Raw genomic sequence first — 19,670 nt, forward strand, 5'->3', positions numbered from 1 at the left:
GCCGTCCAAGGGCGTCACCAGGATGCTGGCGCTGGGGCTGAACCGATCGCCGGAATAGCCGGTGAAGGGATCGCCCGGCGTGCCGGCGGTCGTGATGCCGTTGAAGGAGGTGTTGTAGGTCAGGTACTCCGCCCCGGCGCCCATTTCGAGCCAGGTAGTGGGCTCCCACGTCACCCGCGCGAACAGCGCGCCGACCTCCCGCTCGCCATTGGCCGGGATAGCCCAGAGCGCCACGTCGGAGGGGTTATAGGCCTGGGTCGGCCGTGCATCCTCATACACGTAGCTACCGCCATAGCTCACCGCGAGCGGCATGTCGCCGATGACGAAGCGTGACGTATTGCTCGCGTTCATGCCGACATTCTCCGACTGCTGGTCGAGCGCCTCCACCTCGCCGAGCGACATGAATATGTTTGTCTCTTGCGTGTTTGAGGCATAGGCGTCGAACTTGAAATCGACGAGATCGGTACTGGTCGGCGTGTAGCGATAGCGCAGGGTACCCTGGTTGATGTCCACCGAAGAGAGCGGCAGCTGGCTTGTGACGCCATTGCCCGCCGTTATGACAGAGGGCGAAACCTCGCCGAACTCGTTGCCGTAGTAGAGATAGGCGATCTGCAGCTGCTGCTCGTCGGTGGGACGGAAGGTGGCCTTGAGCAGGGCCGAGGTCACGTCCTCCGAGGTGTTGTAGACGAGCTGGCCGTGGCCGTAATTCGACAGCGGCACCTTCTCACCGAGATAGTCGATCGTGGTCTGCGAACCCTGTGTGCCGGCAAAGTAGTTGCCGCTCTTGCGCCGCACGAAGGCACCGACGACATCGACATTGTCCTCCCGCGCCGCGAGGGCGAAGCTGCCATTGGTGATGTCCGCCCCATCCGGGTCGCCGAACGCCGGCTCGCTCGCCCCGACCACCGGGGCGATGGAATTTGTGGCGAGACCGGCCCGCGCACGCACGCCCCAGCGCTCGCCGGCTTTGAGGATGTCCTCGACGTTCAGCGTCTCCATGGCGATGGTGCCGCCGATGGCGCCGGCCACCGCGCCGTCCGGGCCTTTGGTGATGGTGATGCCGGAGATGAGGTCGGGATCGACATAGGTGCGGCTGTCGATGCCGGAATAGCCGCGATAGCTCGACGTTGATTGCTGCGAACCGTCGATCGTGGTGGCGACGCGGTTCTGGCCCTGTAGGCCGCGAATATTGGGGTCGATCGAGGCGCCATTATTGCCGCCGCCGGAGATCACGCCGGGCGTTCCCTGGAAGAGCGCGCCGGCGGTCTGGGGCGGGAAGCGCTCGATCTCCTCGCTGGAGATGTAGTTGGTGGAGCCGGTCGTCTCGAAGGGCAGGTCGGCTGCCGAGCGGGCGCCGGCAACGTCGATCGTGCCGAGCTCGATCGCGCCATCCGCGTCGCCGCCCTGCACCGCCCCGCCAGTGGGCGCGTCTTCCCCCGGCACCTGGATCGTCACCGCCCGGGGCCCGACGAAGCGCCAGCTGATCCCCGTCCCGGCCAGCATGATGCGCAGGGCCTCTTCCGGGGGGAAAAGCCCGTTCACCGGCCGGGACATGATCTCATAGGCCTTGGTGCCGGAATACAGCACCTGGAGCCCGGCATGCACGGACAGGTCGGCAAGGGCGCGCGGCACCGGCATGGAGGCGATGGAGAGGGCGACGCTCTGGCCGCCACCTTGCGCCTGGGCGTGCGGCGCCCCGGCGGGAAGAGCCGTGAGCGCGGTTCCCGCCAGAAGGCACAGGGCGAGCAGGCGCAGGCGTCGGGTAGGCATCATCCTCATCGTGGGTCCCACATGTTCTGCCTGAGCCGGGTGGACGGCATCGGCGAGCTCCTCAGTGGGTATGACGAAGGCCGCGGGCGGACTCCCCCAGTGTGCGGCTCACAAAATCATCTCAGAACGATGAGCGCGTTGGTCAGGCGTAGCGACGACACGCCGAGTGTGGCCTCGATCATGTCGATGACGGACGCGGGATCGCGCGTGTCGAACACGCCGGTGACGGGGAGCGCGCGCACCCGCTCGCTGAGGATCAGAATGCGGCCGCGCTGGTAGCGGTTCAGTTCCTCGATCAACGCGCCGAGCGGGGCGCGGAAGAACACCATCTGCCCCCGGCGCCAGGCGGTGGCGGTTTCCGCCTCGAAAGGCCGGACCTCGCCGAGACCGCTGGAGGTGAGGCTCCCTTCCTCGCCCGGGGAAAGCCGCAGCGAGGCCTCGGGACGGGCGGCGGCCGCCAGGCTGACGGCGCCCTGCAGCAGGCTGACCTCCGTGACATCCTCCCGCAGCCGAACATTGAAGCTGGTGCCGGTGACGCGCACCTCGCCCTCGCCGGTCGACACTACGAAGGGGCGTTGCGGATCAGGCACGACCTGAAAGAACGCCTCGCCCCGGAACAGCCGGACCCGGCGCTGCGCGGGATCGAGATCGACCGCCAGTGCGGTGTCGGTGTTGAGCTCGACCACCGAGCCATCGTCCAGCCGGATCGTCCGCTGCTCGCCGACCGCGGCGATGTAGTCCGCGCGCAGATTCTCCAGCCCGCCGCGCCGCATCCATTCGGCGCCTGCCAGCGAGAGACAGAGCAGCAGCCCAGCCACGATGCCGGGACCCAGCCTTCGGCGTGGGCCCGCGCTTTCGACCAGCGCCGAGATGGCGGCCTCGTCGCGCCAGCCGCCGGGCGCCCCGCCCATGGAGGCCCACAGCCGCTCCGCCTGCTCATAGGCCTCAAAATGGGTGGGATCGTCGGCGAGCCAGCCCTGGAACGCCGCATGGGTCTGGGCGTCGGCATCGGGTTCGCGCAGCCGCGCATGCCAAAGGCTGGCCGCCTCGAAGGCGGCGTCGGCGCGCGTGGCGGGGCTGGGCCGGGGCGCAGTCATGAATCAATCATCCGGGATCGAGCGGCCGGGCCCAGTGTGGCCCACGGATATAGACGAAGCCGCGACGGCCTGTCCCCCAGTGCCCTGCGCGCGGGACGGCTCAGATCGCCCGCCCGGCCGCGCGCAGGGCCTGACGGCACTGCATCATGGCGCGCGCTATGTGCTTCTCCACCGTCTTGTCGGACAGGCCGAGCCGGGCGGCGATTTCCTTCATGGTCAGGCCGTGATCGCGCGACAGCAGGAAGACGACGCGGCATTTCGACGGTAGCGCGTCGATGGTGCGGCGCAGGAGGGCCAGTTCCTGCACACCCTGCAACGCCTCGTCCGGCAGCGGCACGGGGCAGGCAACCTCGCAGCCGGCAAGGTCGCTTCCGCAGATATAGCGCGCCCGCGCCCGCTCCCGCCGCAAATGGTCGAGCGCCATGTTGGTGGCGCAGCGGGCGAGATAGGCCTGCTTGTTCTCGGCATCGGCAAAGGCGTTGCCCCGGAGCAGGCCGACGAACACGTCCTGCACCAGGTCTTCCGCCGTGCTCGGGCTGCCGACCAGACGACGCATCGCCCGCATCAAGCGATCATGCTCGGTGCGGAACAGATGGCCAAGGTCGGAGGCGAGAGCCAGCACGGGCAATCCTATGTCTCCAGCAAGCGGCGCCCAGCGCACCCGAGAAACTCTCTCTACAAACAATTAGATTGTCCAGCAATATCAATAGTTTAAAGACATTCTAGAGTAGCTGCGACGCCAAACCCGACGGCGCATCCGGTAGAAAGCCCGGCGCAAGGCGCGTCGCCGGCCGGGGATCCGCATCTGGGCTGAACCGTCCGAAATGCCGTCGGCCTATGGCCTGCCCGCCTCAGGGCCGGGCGAGGCAGAACGGCGTGCCATCCACCGGGTCCTCGACGACCCGCGCCGTAACGCCGAACACGTCCCGGATCGTCGCGGCGTTGACGACCTGGCCCGGCGGACCCGAGGCGGCGAGGGCGCCATCCTTCATGAACACCATCGTGTCGGCGATGGCGGCAGCTTGGTTGATGTCGTGCAGTACCGCCACCACCGTCTTGTCATTGATGCGTACAAGGCGCTGGCAATGGCCGCGACAGCAAGCAGCGGAAACCCTGGAACGTGCCGATTTCCGCAAGCGATGCATGAGCTAAAGCTGTCAGGATGCGTCTTGGACACCCGGCAGACGAGACATTTTTTGAGCTCATTCAATCTTGATGGCGCGATTTTTTCGACGACGCCAGTCTTGACGGTGCCAGCCGGAGCGGCGGCAAGGGCGAACCGACCCAGACTCGTCACGGCACCTCGACACAGCTTCTGGCCCGGCGGCCGCGAACGGCGTCGCGCAGGTGCCCCGGGAGGGGTTCACCCCCCTGAAGGGCCGCGCACGCCGCCCGCGCATGCTTCAGAAAGGCGTCGATGATCACGATCTTTGGCGAGGCGCGCGGCCACAGCAGGCCGAGATCGCGGGCATAATCGCGGTCGTCGAGAACGATCTTGTTCAGACGAACGCCCTCCGGCCAGGGGGGCGGCCAGTCCGGGATGATCGAGACGCCCAGCCCCCGGCTGACCATGATGGTGATCGCTTCGAGCGAATCCAGCTCAAGCCGCTCGCGCGGCTTCAACCCGCGATCGTCGAGATAGCGGCTGGCGAGCCGGCCTCCCCAGTTGTTGCGGTCGTACCGGATGAACTTATGGTCGGCGAGCAGCTGGCCGATATCGGTTTCCGTCACATCCGCAGGGGTGATGGCGATCAGCGGCTCCTTGCGCAGCTGGCACCACTCGAGGGACTTGGGCAGAACGAAGCTCGGGTTGAGGACGATCGCCGCATCGACGCGGCCTTCCAGCACCTGGGCGTAGAGCTCCACCGAGGCCGCCCGGAGGATGCGGAAATCGACGGTCGGCAGCTCCGGGACCAGCTTTTCGAGGATCTGGGGGAGCAGCCCGGTCAGGGCGGAGGTGAAGACCCCGATCTTGAACTCGCCCCAGGCGGCGCCGTCGGCCGCCAGCAACCGCAGATTATTGATCGCCAGCAGCGCCTTCTTCGCTTCCGGCAGCAGCGCGGCGCCCGGCGGCGTTGGCACGACAGTGCGGCCCGAGCGCACGACGAGCGCGATGTTCATTTCCTGCTCAAGGGCGCGGATGCGCTGCGAGACCGCCGAGGCCGTCAGCCCGAGCTTCCTCGCCGCCTCGGCGATGGAGCCGAGTTCGGCGACGGTCACGAAGCTCTCCAGAAAATGCGTGTCCACGGGCGCTCAACCGCTGTTGCCGCAGGATGCCCGACGTGACTGCCCCGTGTTTCCCCTGTCAAGGACAGAGCCAATATTTTGTTTGATTTAACGAAAGGCAAAGCCAGATTTTCTTCTGTTGCCGGGCAGGTATGGTGGGCAGAAATGGAGAACGCCGAGCCCGGCTCCCGAGGTCTCGCGCAGAATTTGGCCGTCGGCCCTCCATACGCCTCGACAACGCTGGGAGCTCCAGATGGATACCAACATGGCCGCGGCACAGGCGGTGCCCCTCGTCTCCGCGCCGCGCACTGCGCGCGCGGCGGATGCCGCAAAGCCCATGGCGCGCCGCTTTCGCAAGCTGCTCGCGCTCGATGATTTCGAGAAGGCCGCCCGCCGCCACCTGCCACGGATGGTCTACGGCTTCGTCGCGGGGGCGTCAGAGACGGGTTCGGCGCTGCGCCAGAGCCGGACCGGCTATGACCGGATCGCCTTTCTGCCGCGCACCCTGATGGACGTGTCCGGCCGGACGACGGCGACGCGGCTGTTTGAAACCGATTACAGCGCCCCTATCGGAATCTGCCCCTTCGGCGGCGCGGCCATGGTCGCCTATCGCGGCGATCTCGCTTTGGCGCGGGCCGCGCGCCATGCGGGCGTGCCGATGATCCTCAGCGCCTCCTCGCTCATTCCCCTTGAGGACGTGCAGCGGGAAAATCCCGACGCCTGGTTCCAGGCCTATCTCGCCGGCGACCTCGCGCGCATCGAGCCCCTGGTGAAGCGGGTGGCGGATGCTGGTTTCGGCACGCTGGTGGTGACGGCGGACCATCCGGTGCCCTCCAACCGCGAGAACAATCTGCGCAACGGCTTCTCCATGCCGATCAAGATCACGCCCCAGACGATGCTGGACAGCCTGCTGCACCCCTCCTGGCTGTGCGGAACGATCCTGCGTACCGTGCTGCGCCACGGCATCCCGCATTTCGAGAACATGGACGCGCACCGTGGGCCGCCGATGTTCTCGCAGCACGCGGTGCGCAACATCAACAGCCGCGACCAACTTGCCTGGAGCCATGTCGCGGAGATCCGGCGGATGTGGAAGGGAAAGCTGGTCATCAAGGGCGTTCTGAGCCTCGGCGACGTGCTCAAGGCCAAGGAGGCGGGCGCCGACGGGGTGATCCTGTCCAGTCACGGCGGGCGCCAGCTCGACTATGCGGTGGCGCCGATCGACATGCTGCCGGAGATCGTGGCGGCGAAGACCGGGCTGGTCACGATGATCGATGGCGGGGTCCGCCGTGGCACGGACGTGCTAAAGGCATTGGCGCTGGGCGCGGATTTCGTCTTCGTCGGCCGCCCCTTCCTCTACGCTGCGGCCATCGGCGGCGCTGCGGCCGTCGAACATGCGATCGGTCTGCTCGTCGACGAGATCGACCGCGACATGGCCCTGCTCGGCGCGCGCAATCGGTCCGAGATCACTTCGGACCTTCTCAGGTAAAGGACATCCCATGGCCGGAAGCAACCTCAGCCTCTTAAGCACATTGGCGGTCGAAAAGGCCTTCAAAAGCTGGATCCTGCCGGCCTGGCACGAGCAGGGCAGGGAGATCGAGGTCGCGTGGAATCCGACGACGGTGCTGATGCGCGAGGTAGAGGCCGGGGCGCGCGCGGACGTGATCGTGCTGATCGACGGCCCCATGGCGCAGCTCGCGGCGGCGGGCGTCGTGCTGCCGGAAAGCGTGACGCCGATTGCCCGGGCCCGCGTGGGCCTCGGCATGCGCGCGGGCGCCGCCCCGCCGGATATCTCGACCCCGGAACGTCTCCGGCAGGTGCTGCTGGGCGCGCGCTCTATCGCCTATTCACGGACCGGCGCGAGCGGCATCTATTTTGCCGGCCTGATCTCCCAGCTCGGCATCGCCGACGACATCAACGCCAGGGCGGTGGTCATCCCGGCGGGGTTCACCGGCGAGAAAATCCTCACCGGCGAGGCCGAATTCGCCGTGCAGCAGGTGAGCGAACTGATGTCGGTGGAGGGCGTGGAGGTCATCGCCCCGTTCCCGGACGAGCTGCAGGTGCCGACCGACTTTTCGGCGGCGATCTTCCGCGAGGCGCGCGAGCCGGTGGCGGCGCGGGCCTTCCTTGCCCATCTGACCTCCGCCGTGGCACATCGCGCCTATTCCGACGGCGGGCTCATCGCCCGCTTCGACATGCAGGCCGGCTGACGGGAGAACATCATGAGCAACGCCACTCCGCGCATCGTCCTCTTCCACGCCACGCCCGTGGCCATGGAGCCGATCAAGTCCTCCATGGCTCGTCTGTGGCCGGAGGCGGAGGCCATCAACCTGCTTGACGATGGGCTCTCGACGGACCGGGCGAAGGAAGGCCCCGAACTCTCCGATGCGCTCAGCGACCGCTTTGTCGACTTCGGGCGCTATGCGAGCCGCATGGGCGCGGATGGCATTCTGATCACCTGCTCGGCCTTCGGGCCCGCGATCGACCGGATGAGCGCGGAGCTTTCCATCCCGGTGCTGAAGCCGAATGAGGCGATGTTCCGGGAGGCCATCGCTGCGGGCGGCCGGATCGGCATGCTGGCGACCTTCGCGCCGGCGGTGCCGACGATGACGGAAGAGTTCGACCATTTCGTCGCCGAGGCCGGCACGCCGGCGACACTCGACACCCTCGTGGTGGCCGACGCGATCGATCGGCTGCGGCAGGGCGATGGCGAGACCCATAACCGACTGGTGGCCGAGAAGGCGCCGCACTTCGCCGGCTATGACGCGATCATGCTCGCGCATTTCTCGACCTCGCGCGCCGCCGAGGCGGTGCGGGCCGTCGTGACCATTCCGGTGCTTTCCGCGCCTGACGCCGCCGTGGTGCGAATGCGCGCGCTGGTGCAGGGGGGCCTGCCGCGCTGACCGCGCTTTTCGCCGCGCCGTTCGCCGTCCCGGCGGATCGTCGTCGATGGGGGGGGCGGTCGGGACATAAGCATTTCTGACGAATGAAGCTAGACAAAGAAAGTTTTTTTGCATTTCGTTCTGTGCGATTGCTTCGAGAACGTTTCGGTCAGGCTGGGCGCCCGTGGAAGGGGGGCTGAAACCATCGCCTCAGGGCGTTCGCCAGTGCCCGCAGAAGGCATGGCCCAAGGCCGCATAAAGGCCCGTGCCCGCCCTAGACCGGCGCAACAAACATATATCCTGGGAGGAAAAAGAATGATCAATCGCAGGCATTTCGTGGCGCTCGGCCTTGCCGTTGCCACGCTCGCAACGGGACCGGCACTGGCGGCCGAGGGCTGGCCGACCGAGAAGCCGATCATGCTGATCGTACCGTTCCCGCCCGGCGGCGGCGTGGACCAGATGGCGCGGCTGATCGTGCCTTACGTGCAGAAGCAGCTTCCCGGTGCCAACATCGTCATCGAGAACCGCCCCGGCGCCGGCAGCCAGATCGGCATGGAATACGGCTTCGCCGCCGCGCCGGACGGCTACACCCTCATCGGCGTCACCTCGCCGGCGATGATGACCATCCCCTTTGACCGCCCGGTCCGCTACAAGGTCGATGAGTTTTCCTATATCGCCAATGTGATGGACGATCCGGGCGCTATCGCGGTGAAGGCCTCCTCCGACATCAAGGACCTGCCGGACCTGATCGCCCGCCTGAAAGCGTCGCCGGAAAGCGTCAGCATCGGCCATACCGGCGTCGGCGGCGACGACCACCTGACCACGCTGGAGCTGCAGCAGGCGGCGGGCGTCAAGTTCAACGTCATCCCGTTCAACGGCTCGGCCCCGGTCAACACGGCACTGCAGGGCGGCCATATCGACGTCTCGGCGCTGAATGTCAGCGAATTCGTCCAGCCGGTGGCCGACGGCACCGTCCGGGTGCTGGCCCAGGCGGGCGACGAGCGCAGCGCCAGCCTGCCCGACGTGCCGACCTTCCGCGAGAGCGGCTACGCCTTCACGGTCGGCGCCCAGCGCGGCGTCGTCGCCCCTCCCGGCGTGCCCGCCGACATCCAGGCCAAGCTGGTCGCCGCCTTCAAGGCCGCAATGGAGGATCCGGAGTTCAAGGAGACCGCCAAGAAGCTGAATGCGCCGGTCCATGGCCTGTATGGCGATGAGTATCGCAAGTCGGTCCTCGGCATCGACGCGCGGCTGAACGAGATGTGGAAGACCAATCCCTGGAAAACCCAGTAGGCACGCTCGCCGAAGGCGCTGTTTCCCGCTGCCGGACCCGGGCTCAACCGGGCCCGGCAGCGCGCGCCCTCGCCCCACCGACAGCTACCGGGAACATCGGCCAATGAGGGCTCCCAAGGATTTCTGGACCGGCGCGATCTACCTCGTCATCGGCGTCGTCGGCTTCTTCGTCGCGCGCAATTACAGCTTCGGATCGACGACCCGCATGGGGCCGGGCTATTTCCCCACCGTCCTGGCCGGGCTGCTGACGCTGGTCGGCCTGATCTCTCTCGTGCGCGCCTTCGTGGTGGAGGGCGCCCCCGTCGGCGCCCTCGCGCTGAGGCCGCTCGCCTCGGTGGTCGGGGCTATCGTCGTCTTTGGCCTCGCCGTCGTTCCGCTGGGCGGGGCGGTGGCGATGCTGCTGACCATCCTCGTGGCGGCGACGGCCAGCCGGCAGTTCAAGCTTGCCCCCCTTCCTCTGCTGGGCGCGAGCGGGCTTGTGGCGATCTGCTGCCTGGTCTTCATCGAGATGCTCAACGTGCCGATGCCCCTGGTCGGTCCCTGGCTGCGGCCTCTGCTGCCGAATTTCTGAGGACACGCCATGGATGTCATCGCCAATCTCGGGCTCGGCCTCCAGGTCGCGCTGGAACCGACGAACCTCCTCTACTGCCTGCTTGGCGTGCTGCTGGGAACGGCTATCGGCGTTCTGCCGGGGCTGGGGCCCGTCCCCACCATCGCCATGCTGCTGCCGCTGACCTATGGCCTCGCCCCCGATTCCGCGCTCATCATGCTCGCCGGCATTTTCTACGGGGCGCAATACGGCGGATCGACCACGGCGATCCTGGTCAATCTGCCGGGCGAATCCTCTTCCGTGGTGACGGCGCTGGACGGCTATCGTATGGCGCGTGCCGGCCATGCCGGACGGGCGCTGGCGACAGCGGCCATTTCGTCCTTCGTCGCCGGGACGATCGCCACCGTGGTGATCGCCATCGCCGCCCCGCTGCTGGCGGGCGCCGCGCTCGCCTTCGGGCCGGCGGATTATTTCTCGCTCATGGTGCTCGGGCTGATCGCCTCGGTCGTGCTCGCCAGCGGCTCGCTGCTGCATGCGATCGGGATGATCCTGCTCGGCCTTATCCTCGGGGTGGTGGGCACGGACATCAATTCGGGGATTGCCCGCTTCACCTTCGAGGTGCCCCAGCTCGCCGACGGCATCGACTTCGTCGTCATTGCCATGGGCCTTTTCGGCATCGGCGAGATCGTTGCCAATCTGGAGGACGAAACCAGCCGCACGGCCATCATGCCCAAGGTGAAGAACCTGTTCCCGACGCGCGACGACCTGCGGCGTATCATTGGCCCCACCCTGCGTGGCACCGCCATGGGCTCGGTTCTCGGCATCCTTCCCGGCGGCGGCGCGGTGCTTTCTTCCTTCAGCGCCTATGCGCTGGAGAAGCGGGTGTCGAAGAATTCGGCCCAGTTCGGCAAGGGCGCCATCGAGGGCGTCGCCGCCCCGGAGGCCGCCAACAATGCCGGGGCGCAGACCTCCTTCATCCCGATGCTGACGCTCGGCATCCCGTCAAATCCCGTCATGGCCCTGATGATCGGCGCCCTGATGATCCAGGGCATCCAGCCGGGGCCGAGCGTGATGGTGCAGCAGCCCACGCTGTTCTGGGGCCTCATCGCCTCCATGTGGTGCGGCAACCTGATGCTGATCATCCTCAACCTGCCGCTGGTGGGGCTGTGGGTGAAGATGATCTCCGTGCCCTACCGCTACCTGTTTCCGGCGATCGTGCTGTTCAGCGTCATCGGGGTGTTCACCCTGAGCAACTCGACCTTCCATGTCTACCTTCTCGCGGGCTTCGGAATCCTCGGCTACATCTTCAAGAAGCTCGACGCGGAACCCGCCCCGCTCCTCCTGGCGCTCATTCTGGGGCCGATGATGGAGGAGGAACTGCGTCGCGCGATGATGCTCTCCAAGGGCGACGCGATGGTGTTCGTGTCGCGGCCGATCAGCGCCACGATGCTCGCGGTGGCGCTCGTGCTGCTGGCGCTGATGGTCGCCCCCGCCCTGCGCAAGAAGCGCGAAAGCGCGTTTCACGAAGACAGCTGAACCGGACATGCCGCGCCGGGCTTCAGCCTGCGGCGCGCCTCATTGCTTGGGCAGGACCCCGCGACCATGACACGACGCTACGGCTACAGCGCGCATCTCGGCTTTCTCTTCACCGAGCTTCCCTTTTCCGAGCGGTTCGGCGCCGCCAGGCGTCACGGCTTTTCGGCGGTCGAGCATCCTGCCCCCTATGGCGTTCCCGCCGCGCAGATGGCGCAATGGCTGGAACAGGCCGGCCTGCCTTATGTGCAGTTCGGGCTGTACTCCGGGGATGCGGCCAAGGGCGAGAAGGGGCTGGCGATCTTTCCGGAGCGGCGGGACGAGTTCCGCGCCAGCGTCACCGCGGGGCTGGACTATGCGGCGGCCATCGGGGTCGGCAAGCTTCACGCCATGGCCGGCATCCTGCCGAAGACGCTGCGCCAGCCGGCGCACCGGGACTGCTACATCGAGAACCTGGCCTGGGCGGCCGATCGCGCGGCCGAGCGGGGGGTGGTGATCCTCGTCGAGGCGATGAGCGCAGGGGCAGTCCCGGACTATTTCATCGAGACGCCGGACGAGGCCGCCGCCGCCATTGCCGACGCCGGTCGCGGCAATATCCGCCTGCTGCTCGACGTGTTCCACACCGTCAATAGCGGGCTCGATCCGCTGGCGCAGATTCGCGCGCATGCCGGGGCCATCGGCCATGTCCACATCGCCGACCATCCGGGCCGCCACGAGCCCGGGAGTGCCGGGATCGCTTTCGACGAGGTGCGGCGCGCGCTCGCGGAGGCGGGATATGACGGCTTCATCGGCTGCGAATACAGCCCGCGCGCCGGGACGGTGGGCGGCCTGACATGGCTCGCCGAGGAACTGGCTTTTGAGTGAGGAATTCGGCGCCGCCCCGTCCGGGGCAGGGCCGAACAACCGGCATGCCGGGCGACATCAGGCCGGCAGGACCACGACCTTGGTCTTCACCAGCGTGCGGTCATATAGCTCGATCATGTCCTGGCTCAGCAGGCCGACACAGCCGCTCGTCACGCCGGAGCCGATCGATTCCGGGTCGCTGGTCGCGTAGATCGTGTACAGCGTGTAGACGCCGTTCTGGTAGAGATGCAGCGTGCGCGCGCCGAGCGGATTGTCGAGGCCGCCGGGCATGCCGCGGGCGTATTTCGCCACTTCGGGCTGGCGCTTGATCATTTCCCGGGGCGGGGTCCAGGTCGCCCATTCGCTCTTGCGCCCGACATAGGCGTCGCCGCTCCACAGGAATCCCTGGCGACCGACATTGGCGCCGTAGCGGGTCGCCATGCCGTCTTCCTCGACGCGGTAGACGTAGTAATTGGTGGGGTCGACGATAAGGGTGCCGGGCGCTTCCTCCGTCTCGTAGCGGACGGTGCGGCGAAAATACTTCGGCTTGACCTTGCTGACGTCGACGGCCGGAATCGGAAACTTCTCCTCGGGCACCGGCCCATAGACCTTGGCTGCCTCGGCGAGGCTCATCCCGTCGGGATTGGCGCAGCCGGCCAGCCCCAGCGCACCGAGACCGAGGGCCGAGCCGGCGAGAAACGAGCGCCGGCTGAGCAGCCCCGGCCGCGCGCGCCCGTCCATCCGGCCGTCGTCGGCATTGCGAATGTCGCTGATCATCGCTTTGGGCTTTCCGTGCTGCTGCCGAAGGCGAGGCGGCTCCGGCACGCCGCCGAGCCTCTCACCGTGCTGAGATAGACCTTGCACGGCATGGCTGGCAAGCGCGGGGCTCGGAACAGCCGAAGCCCCGCATCGTCACGCACGCGACCGGCGCCGGCGCGACCAGAGCTGCAGCGCCCAGGGACCCACCGCGACGAGGGCCGCCAGCACCCACAGGATGATCGAGATGTGGCTCTGGAAGAGAATGCCGAGTTCGCCGCCGCTAATGGCCAAGGCGTTGCGCAGGTTCACCTCCATCACCTTGCCGAGCACGAAGCCGAGGATGATCGGCGCCATGTCGAAGCCGAGCTTGCGCAGCAGCCACCCGATGCAGCCCACGCCGAGCATGAGCAATACCGCCTCGACGCTGGCATGGGTCGAGTAGACGCCGACCACCGACAGGACGAGGATGCCCGGCACGAGAATCCAGTTCGGCAACAGCAGCAGGCGCGAGAAGATGCCGACGAAGGGAATGTTGAGCAGCAGAAGCAGTACGTTGCCGATATAGAGCGAGGCGATCAGGCCGCCGACGATTTCCGGCCGCTCCGCGAACAACTGGGGGCCCGGCTGGATGTTGTAGAGCATCAGCGCGCCGAGCATGACCGCCGTGGTGCCGCTGCCGGGCACGCCCAGCGTCAGCATAGGGACGAAGGCACCGGCGGCGCAGGAATTGTTCGCCGCTTCCGGTGAGGCGAGGCCGCGCATGTCGCCCTTGCCGAAGGTACCGTCACGGTCGGACACGCGCTTTTCCAGCGTGTAGGAGACGGCGCTCGCGACCGAGGCGCCGGTTCCCGGCAGCACGCCCACGACGAAGCCGATGATCGAGCCGCGCAGTGTGGCGCCGGTGGTGAAGACGACGTCCTTCCAGCGCACGAAGGTGCGCCCGACCTTGCCGACGATGGAGGTTCCCGTGGCGTGGCTCTCCAGCATCAGCATGGCTTCGGAGATCGAGAACAGGCCGATCACCAGAACCACGAAGTCGATGCCGTCGCCCAGTTCCGGGCTGTCGAAGGTGAAGCGATAGGCCCCCGATGTCGGGTCGAGCCCGACCGTGGCCAGCATCAGGCCGAGCACGCAGCCGAGCAGCGTCTTGACCGGCTGGCTTCCGACCATCGAGCCCAGGGTGGCGAAGGCGAAGACCATCAGCACGAAATATTCCGCCGGGCCGAAGCCGATGGCGAGGCTGGCGAGGAAGGGGGCGAACAGCGTCAGCCCCACCACCCCGATGATGCCGCCGACAAAGGAGGAGAGGCCGCTGATCATCAGCGCCTCGCCCGCCCGCCCCTGCCGCGCCAGAGGGTTGCCGTCCAGCGCCGTCATCACCGCGCCGGCATCGCCGGGAACGTTGAGCAGGATGGAGGAAATGCGTCCGCCATACTCCGAGCCGGTATAGATGGCGGCGAGCAGGATCATCGTGCTCTCCGGCGGCAGGCCGAGCGTGTAGGCGATCGGCAGCAGCAGGGCGATGCCGTTGATCGGGCCGATGGCGGGAAGCGCACCGATGATCGTGCCGAGGAAGCAGCCGACAAGGCCGATCAGCAGGTTCTGCCAGGTGAGGGCGACGGCGAAGCCGGTCCAGAGATAATCGAGATTCATGAGTGTGCTAGCCCCGGCGCGAGGCGGCGAAAAGCTCGCCTACGGGAAGATAAACGTCGAGCAGATAGCCAAACACCAGGTACCAGAAGGCCGCCTGCACCAGTCCGCCGATCAGCGAGGCGCGCCACGAGGCGCCGAAAATCCGGCCGACGCCCGCCGTCATGACGAACATGGCGCCGGCAAAGCCGATCGGCTCGAACAGCAGCGCGGCGATAAGCACCAGCGCCGGCAGCGCGATGCAGCGCATCAGCACCGTTCCCTGCGGCCAGCTCTCGGACCGGCCGGGAACGAAGAGGTAGATCAGCGACAGCAGGCCAAGAACCGCGGCGAGCAGAACCGGGAACACGCGCGGGCCCAGCGGATCGGAGGAGAAGGCGTAGTCGATCCGACTGCCGGCAAAGCCGTAGATCAGGCTGAACGCCAGCAGGGCGAGCGCGGCGATGCGATTGCTGAGCGAGCCCGGGAAGGGGCGTTGATTGGCGTCCATGGCGGGATCCTGGCAGGCGGCAAATGGCGACGCGGGCGGCGAGGGCGACCCCGCGCGTGGGCGGGGCCGCGGGCGCGTCGAGCGAACTTAGAGGCCGGCCTCCTTGGCCAGCGTCTTGAAGCGCTGCACGTCGCTCTTCACCTGGGCGTCGAATTCGGCGCCGATGACGGTGTAGGGAAACAGCCCGCGCGCCGCGAGTTCCGACTTGAACTCCGGCGTCTGCACGAGCTTCTTGAAAGCATCGGTCCAGGCCGCGTAATCGGCATCGCTGACCTTGGCGCCGGTGTAGTAGCCGCGCCAGATCACCCAATCGAAATCATAACCCTGCTCCCGCGTGGTCGGGATATCGGCGAGATCGCCGGTCAGGCGCTCGGGGGACATGACGGCGAGGATGCGGACCTTGCCCGCCAGATGGTGCTTGACCATTTCCGAGGCGTCGCCGGCGCCGATCTTGATGTGTCCGCCTTCCAGCGAGGTCAGCACCGCGCCGCCGCCTTCAAGGGCGACGTAACGCATTTTCTTCGGGTCCTGCCCGGCGCCCTTGGCGATGAGCGCGGCCTTCATCCAGTCCTGGCTCCCGACGGCGCCGCCGCCGCCGATCGGGAAGCTGGCCGGATTGGCTCCATAGGCGTCGGAGAGTTCCTTCAGCGTCTTATAGGGCGAATCCGCATTGACGACGATGACGCCGTAATCCGCGCCGAGCGCGCCGATCCAGCGGACCGCGTTCTCGTCATGGCTGCCGAACTTGCCCTGGGCGAGCAGCAGGGCCGAGCCGGTCGAGGCGGCGACGATGAGGCTGGGATCGGCCGCGCGCTTGCCGACGACGTGGTTATAGGCGATGGCGCCGACGCCGCCTTCCATATAGGTGACGACCATGGGCTGTTCGATCAGCTTGGCGGCAAGCAGCGAATTGGCGGCGAGCCGGCAGGTGACGTCGAAGCCGCCGCCGGGCTTGGCGCCGGCAAGGCATTCGGTCTTCTGCGGCAGCGCCACGGCGCCGCCGGTGAGCAGCGCGCTCACCAGGCCGGCCAGGGCAAATTTCGTGAAAGTGGCGTTCATCGTGTGGTTCCTCCGAAAACTCTGTGCCATCGCGTCGCCGCAGGTGCGGGTCGATTGGTCAGCGGAGTTGGGGGCCCGCGCGGGTTGTGCCTGCGCCGACCGGGCGTTCCTCCACTCTTGCGACACCGTCTGCGCGGCGCTTGGAGGTGCTTTGCTAGAGCGATTTCCTGTCATACAGCTGTCTTTGCGACAGGCGCCGCGCCCCGGGTGACAGATGCGTATCCTGCTGGTCGAAGACACGAGGGATGTCGGCGAGGCGATCATCGGCCGGCTCAGCCGGATCGGCCATGCGGTCGACTGGGAACTCGATGGCAGCTCCGGCCTGGAGGTGCTGAGCCGCACCAGCTACGACCTCGTCATCCTTGATGTCATGCTGCCGGGGCTCGACGGGTTCAGCCTTCTGGCGCAGTTGCGCGCGCGCGGCTCGACGACCCCCGTGCTGATCCTCACCGCCCGCTCGCGGGTGGAGGACCGCGTGGATGCGCTCGACATCGGCGCGGACGACTATCTCGTGAAACCCTTCGACTTCCGGGAGCTGGAAGCCCGCGTGCGGGCGCTCATCCGGCGCAATGGCGGGGAGGCGACCAATCTGCTGCGCTGCGGCGACATCAGCATCGACCGTCTCACCCGCATGGTGCGGGTAGGCGACTGCGAGGTCCATCTCAAGCGGCGTGAACTCACCCTGCTGGAAATTCTGTCGTCGCGCCCCGGCCGCGTCTTCGGCAAGGACGAACTGCTCGACCGCATGTTCGGCCATGACGAGGCCCCTGGCCCCAATGCCGTCGAACTCTATATCGGCCGGCTGCGCCGTAAGATCGAGGGCGCCCGCGCCCAGATCGTTACGGTGCGGGGCTTCGGCTACCAGATGGTGATCGATGGCCCGGCGTGAGCCTTCGCTGTTCGTCCGGCTGTTCGCCCTCATGTCGCTGGTGCTGGTGTTCGGCGCGGCCGTGCTGATGACCGCTGCCTGGTACTCGGCGCGCCAGGCCGCCGACGAGGCGTATGACCGCCTGCTGCTGGGCGCCGCCTACCAGATCGCCGACGCCATCCAGGTGCAGGAGGGCCAGCCGGAGATCGCGCTTCCCGTCTCCGCTTTCGAGCTGCTGGCGCTGTCCGATCGCGACCGCATCTTCTACCGGGTGCTCGATCCGGCCGGGCGCACCATGACCGGCTATGAAAGCCTTGCCGATCCGGCAGCGGGAGCGGCGGCGCCGGGCAAGGCGCTTGTCGAGAATGCGACCTTCGACGGCGAGGTCGTGCGCGTGGCGCGGGTGTCGCGCCGCTTCGACGACCCCCAGATGCGCGGCGAGGCCGTCGTCGTTGTCGCCCAGACGGTCGAGGCGCGCCAGGCGCTGGCACGCGATCTTACCTTCCGCTCGTTCATACTGGTCGGCGTCATGGGCGCCATTGCCATCGGGGGCACGATTTTCGCCGTGCGACGGGCGCTCGCGCCCATCAGCCGGCTGGAGGCGGCGATCCGCCAGCGCGACCCGCTCGACCTGACGCTGGTCAGCGTCTCGACCCCGCGCGAACTGGCCCCCTTCGTGGCCGAAATCAATGGCTTCATCGAGCGGCTGCGTGGACGTGTCGAACTAATGCAGCAGTTCATCGCCGATGCCGCGCACCAGCTTCGCACGCCGCTGGCCGCGCTGGAGGGGCAGGTCGACCTGCTCTCAAATGACGACGTGACGCCGGAGGGGCGCAAGCATCTCGACCGTATCCGCGTCCGCACCGGGCAACTCTCCCGGCTCGCCAACCAGCTTCTCAGCCACGCCATGGTGGCGCACCGCGAGCGGGCGGTGGCGCGTTCGCCGGTCGACCTCACCGAACTGACGCGGCGCGCGCTCGACGAGGCGATTCCCGATACGCTGGAGCGGGATATTCTCGTCACCCTGCACGCGCCGCCCGATCCGTTGATCGTGAGCGGCGACCCGGTCAACCTCGCGGAGGCAATCAAGAACATCGTCGACAACGCCCTGCGCCATGGCGCACCGGCCCGCATCACCGTGCGGCTGTCGCGGCGCGGTGACAGGGCGGTGGTCGAGGTGGAAGATGATGGCCCCGGCATTCCCGTGGCGCAGTGGGCGCGGGTGGTGCAGCGTTTCGGCGCGCCCTCGTCCGATGGCAAGGGATCGGGGCTCGGTCTCTCGATCACGGCGGAGGTCGCCGCCGCCCATGGCGGGGCATTGTCCTTCGTGGAGAAAGGGGCCTTCGGCTTCGTGGTGGTGCTGTCGCTGACGATACAAGGACGGGAATTCGTATGAGCCGTTTCATCGCGCGCCTCATTCCGGCGGGCGCTCTCGCCGTCTCGGTCGGCTACGCCCTGCTGCTCGCCCTCAGCGTGGGAGCCCATGCCCAGACCATGACGCGGTTTCCGTCCGTCGGCACGCCCTCCGACACGCTGTCGATCCATGCCGCGACGGACCTCTATGCGCTGGCGCCGCTGATCCAGGATTTCCAGAAACTCGCACCGGGCACGACGGTCGAGATCCTGGAATATGTCACCAACGACCTGTTCTCCGCCGCCGCCCGGGCCTGTCATGAACGTCGCCCGCTCGGCGACGTCCTGCTGTCCTCCTCGGTGGACCAGCTGGTGAAGCTGGCCAATGACGGCTGCGCCCAGCGCGTCGATGGCCCGAACCTTCCGCGCGCGCCGCGCTGGGCGAACTGGCGGGACGAAGTGTTCGGCTTCACCTTCGAGCCGATCGTGATGGTTTATAACCGCGACAGCGTGCCCGCCGCCGACGTTCCGCGCACGCATCTGGAGCTCGCCGAACTTCTTCGGCGCGAGGCCGATCGCTATCGCGGTCGGGTGGGCACCTATGATGTGCGGCTCTCCGGCATCGGCTATCTCCTCGCCTTTAACGATGCCCGGCAGACGACCACCACCTATGGCCGCCTGCTGGAGAGCCTTGGCCGCGCCCAGGTTGTCGTGCGCTGCTGCACCTCGGAAATACTCGACGAGGTGGCCGCCGGCCGGCTGCTCATCGGCTACAACATGCTCGGTTCCTACGCCTATGAGCGGGTGCGGCGCGGCCAGCCGATCGGCATCATCATGCCGGCGGATTACACGCTGGTGCTGAGCCGGGGCGCGATGGTGCCGGCCCATTCGCCGAACCCGGCACTCGCCGCCCGCTTCGTCGACTATCTGCTGTCCGAGCGGGGCCAGTCCGTGGGACGGAGCCAGTCGTTCTTCTTCGGACTGGACGGTGCGGCTCCGCCGGGCATCGAAGGGCCGGATGTCGTCACCTCGGGCATCGCCCGCCCCATCGCCGTGGGGCCGACCCTCCTGGCGGTGCAGGATGCCGCCCGCCGAAAGCGCTTCCTCGAAGACTGGTCGCAATCAATGATCCAGACCGCGCCCTAGCTGGAGGCTTCCGACAAATCGTCACCCGGTTCGGACGAGGAAAACTGAGGGTGCGAGACGTCCGGGCGGGCCGCGGTCATGTGGCGCGCGTGGCCGACGGACATTGAGGCTTCTTTCGGACATCAATTGGAGACGGGCAGACACATTCAGACTTTTT

General features: G+C 67.3%; 19 protein-coding genes. 10 read left to right on the forward strand and 9 right to left on the reverse strand.

Annotated features, from left to right (window positions below; translation table 11 throughout):
• From EV667_RS22135 to EV667_RS22155, 5 genes are all read right to left on the reverse strand, one after another.
• A partial coding sequence (locus tag EV667_RS22135; protein ID WP_245516325.1) for a TonB-dependent receptor occupies positions 1-1,770 on the reverse strand: 1,770 nt, incomplete at its 3' end.
• Between the two features lie 116 nt (positions 1,771-1,886).
• Entirely contained in the window at positions 1,887-2,867 is a 981-nt protein-coding gene (locus tag EV667_RS22140) for a FecR family protein (RefSeq protein ID WP_131837489.1), read from the reverse strand.
• 100 nt (positions 2,868-2,967) lie between these two features.
• The gene (locus tag EV667_RS22145; protein WP_245516326.1) at positions 2,968-3,489 is read right to left on the reverse strand and encodes an RNA polymerase sigma factor; all 522 of its coding nucleotides are present in this window, start codon (positions 3,487-3,489) and stop codon (positions 2,968-2,970) included.
• 229 nt (positions 3,490-3,718) lie between these two features.
• Positions 3,719-3,916, reverse strand: a complete 198-nt coding sequence (locus tag EV667_RS22150) for an ATP-binding cassette domain-containing protein (RefSeq protein WP_131837491.1) — start codon at positions 3,914-3,916, stop codon at positions 3,719-3,721.
• Positions 3,917-4,160: 244 nt separating this feature from the next.
• Positions 4,161-5,114: a LysR family transcriptional regulator gene (locus EV667_RS22155; protein WP_131837492.1), complete on the reverse strand. Its 954-nt coding sequence runs from the start codon at positions 5,112-5,114 to the stop codon at positions 4,161-4,163.
• Between the two features lie 232 nt (positions 5,115-5,346).
• Between EV667_RS22155 and EV667_RS22160 the strand changes: the two genes are divergently transcribed.
• The 7 genes from EV667_RS22160 (at position 5,347) to EV667_RS22190 (ending at position 12,209) form a co-directional block, all read left to right on the forward strand.
• Positions 5,347-6,579 carry an alpha-hydroxy acid oxidase gene (locus tag EV667_RS22160; protein WP_245516327.1) on the forward strand — a complete coding sequence of 411 codons (1,233 nt, stop codon included), beginning with the start codon at positions 5,347-5,349 and terminating at the stop codon, positions 6,577-6,579.
• A 10-nt stretch (positions 6,580-6,589) separates the two neighbouring features.
• Positions 6,590-7,300, forward strand: a complete 711-nt coding sequence (locus tag EV667_RS22165; protein ID WP_165901687.1) for a molybdate ABC transporter substrate-binding protein — start codon at positions 6,590-6,592, stop codon at positions 7,298-7,300.
• A gap of 12 nt (positions 7,301-7,312) precedes the next feature.
• On the forward strand, positions 7,313-7,993 hold the full coding sequence (locus EV667_RS22170) for an aspartate/glutamate racemase family protein (protein WP_131837494.1): 681 nt from the start codon (positions 7,313-7,315) through the stop codon (positions 7,991-7,993).
• Between the two features lie 294 nt (positions 7,994-8,287).
• The gene (locus EV667_RS22175; RefSeq protein ID WP_131837495.1) at positions 8,288-9,262 is read left to right on the forward strand and encodes a Bug family tripartite tricarboxylate transporter substrate binding protein; all 975 of its coding nucleotides are present in this window, start codon (positions 8,288-8,290) and stop codon (positions 9,260-9,262) included.
• Between the two features lie 103 nt (positions 9,263-9,365).
• Positions 9,366-9,833 carry a tripartite tricarboxylate transporter TctB family protein gene (locus EV667_RS22180; RefSeq protein ID WP_131837496.1) on the forward strand — a complete coding sequence of 156 codons (468 nt, stop codon included), beginning with the start codon at positions 9,366-9,368 and terminating at the stop codon, positions 9,831-9,833.
• A 9-nt stretch (positions 9,834-9,842) separates the two neighbouring features.
• Positions 9,843-11,348, forward strand: a complete 1,506-nt coding sequence (locus EV667_RS22185; RefSeq protein WP_131837497.1) for a tripartite tricarboxylate transporter permease — start codon at positions 9,843-9,845, stop codon at positions 11,346-11,348.
• Positions 11,349-11,414: 66 nt separating this feature from the next.
• Positions 11,415-12,209 (forward strand): hydroxypyruvate isomerase family protein, encoded by a 795-nt coding sequence (locus tag EV667_RS22190; RefSeq protein WP_131837498.1) that lies wholly within the window; start codon positions 11,415-11,417, stop codon positions 12,207-12,209.
• Between the two features lie 57 nt (positions 12,210-12,266).
• Here the strand turns inward: EV667_RS22190 and EV667_RS22195 are convergent, their stop codons facing one another.
• The 4 genes from EV667_RS22195 to EV667_RS22210 form a co-directional block, all read right to left on the reverse strand.
• A complete protein-coding gene (locus tag EV667_RS22195) occupies positions 12,267-12,965 on the reverse strand; it encodes a L,D-transpeptidase (protein WP_131837499.1) in 699 nt (232 codons plus the stop codon).
• 135 nt (positions 12,966-13,100) lie between these two features.
• A complete protein-coding gene (locus EV667_RS22200) occupies positions 13,101-14,600 on the reverse strand; it encodes a tripartite tricarboxylate transporter permease (RefSeq protein WP_131837500.1) in 1,500 nt (499 codons plus the stop codon).
• Between the two features lie 7 nt (positions 14,601-14,607).
• On the reverse strand, positions 14,608-15,087 hold the full coding sequence (locus tag EV667_RS22205) for a tripartite tricarboxylate transporter TctB family protein (protein ID WP_131837501.1): 480 nt from the start codon (positions 15,085-15,087) through the stop codon (positions 14,608-14,610).
• An 87-nt stretch (positions 15,088-15,174) separates the two neighbouring features.
• The gene (locus EV667_RS22210) at positions 15,175-16,146 is read right to left on the reverse strand and encodes a Bug family tripartite tricarboxylate transporter substrate binding protein (protein ID WP_131837502.1); all 972 of its coding nucleotides are present in this window, start codon (positions 16,144-16,146) and stop codon (positions 15,175-15,177) included.
• Positions 16,147-16,360: 214 nt separating this feature from the next.
• On the opposite strand from EV667_RS22210, the gene EV667_RS22215 reads away from it, so the two are divergent.
• From EV667_RS22215 to EV667_RS22225, 3 genes are read left to right on the forward strand one after another with little or no spacing between them, the layout of a single operon-like run.
• Positions 16,361-17,035 (forward strand): response regulator transcription factor, encoded by a 675-nt coding sequence (locus EV667_RS22215; RefSeq protein ID WP_131837503.1) that lies wholly within the window; start codon positions 16,361-16,363, stop codon positions 17,033-17,035.
• Positions 17,022-18,410, forward strand: a complete 1,389-nt coding sequence (locus EV667_RS22220) for a sensor histidine kinase (protein WP_131837504.1) — start codon at positions 17,022-17,024, stop codon at positions 18,408-18,410. The genes EV667_RS22215 and EV667_RS22220 overlap by 14 nt, the downstream gene beginning before the upstream one ends.
• A complete protein-coding gene (locus EV667_RS22225; protein WP_131837505.1) occupies positions 18,407-19,513 on the forward strand; it encodes an ABC transporter substrate-binding protein in 1,107 nt (368 codons plus the stop codon). Before EV667_RS22220 ends, EV667_RS22225 begins: the two co-directional genes overlap by 4 nt.
• Positions 19,514-19,670: the final 157 nt, after the last annotated feature.

This window comes from Ancylobacter aquaticus (assembly GCF_004339465.1).
GTDB classification, from domain to species: Bacteria; Pseudomonadota; Alphaproteobacteria; order Rhizobiales; family Xanthobacteraceae; genus Ancylobacter; species Ancylobacter aquaticus.

What these genes read in the sequence shown, in the direction of transcription:
- EV667_RS22195 (WP_131837499.1), bottom strand. Translation starts at nt 12,965, where the DNA reads ATGATCAGCGACATTCGCAATGCCGACGACGGCCGGATGGACGGGCGC.
- EV667_RS22170 (WP_131837494.1), top strand. Translation starts at nt 7,313, where the DNA reads ATGAGCAACGCCACTCCGCGCATCGTCCTCTTCCACGCCACGCCCGTG.
- EV667_RS22225 (WP_131837505.1), top strand. Translation starts at nt 18,407, where the DNA reads ATGAGCCGTTTCATCGCGCGCCTCATTCCGGCGGGCGCTCTCGCCGTC.
- EV667_RS22205 (WP_131837501.1), bottom strand. Translation starts at nt 15,087, where the DNA reads ATGGACGCCAATCAACGCCCCTTCCCGGGCTCGCTCAGCAATCGCATC.
- EV667_RS22185 (WP_131837497.1), top strand. Translation starts at nt 9,843, where the DNA reads ATGGATGTCATCGCCAATCTCGGGCTCGGCCTCCAGGTCGCGCTGGAA.
- EV667_RS22180 (WP_131837496.1), top strand. Translation starts at nt 9,366, where the DNA reads ATGAGGGCTCCCAAGGATTTCTGGACCGGCGCGATCTACCTCGTCATC.
- EV667_RS22160 (WP_245516327.1), top strand. Translation starts at nt 5,347, where the DNA reads ATGGATACCAACATGGCCGCGGCACAGGCGGTGCCCCTCGTCTCCGCG.
- EV667_RS22140 (WP_131837489.1), bottom strand. Translation starts at nt 2,867, where the DNA reads ATGACTGCGCCCCGGCCCAGCCCCGCCACGCGCGCCGACGCCGCCTTC.
- EV667_RS22190 (WP_131837498.1), top strand. Translation starts at nt 11,415, where the DNA reads ATGACACGACGCTACGGCTACAGCGCGCATCTCGGCTTTCTCTTCACC.
- EV667_RS22210 (WP_131837502.1), bottom strand. Translation starts at nt 16,146, where the DNA reads ATGAACGCCACTTTCACGAAATTTGCCCTGGCCGGCCTGGTGAGCGCG.
- EV667_RS22165 (WP_165901687.1), top strand. Translation starts at nt 6,590, where the DNA reads ATGGCCGGAAGCAACCTCAGCCTCTTAAGCACATTGGCGGTCGAAAAG.
- EV667_RS22215 (WP_131837503.1), top strand. Translation starts at nt 16,361, where the DNA reads ATGCGTATCCTGCTGGTCGAAGACACGAGGGATGTCGGCGAGGCGATC.
- EV667_RS22175 (WP_131837495.1), top strand. Translation starts at nt 8,288, where the DNA reads ATGATCAATCGCAGGCATTTCGTGGCGCTCGGCCTTGCCGTTGCCACG.
- EV667_RS22220 (WP_131837504.1), top strand. Translation starts at nt 17,022, where the DNA reads ATGGCCCGGCGTGAGCCTTCGCTGTTCGTCCGGCTGTTCGCCCTCATG.
- EV667_RS22200 (WP_131837500.1), bottom strand. Translation starts at nt 14,600, where the DNA reads ATGAATCTCGATTATCTCTGGACCGGCTTCGCCGTCGCCCTCACCTGG.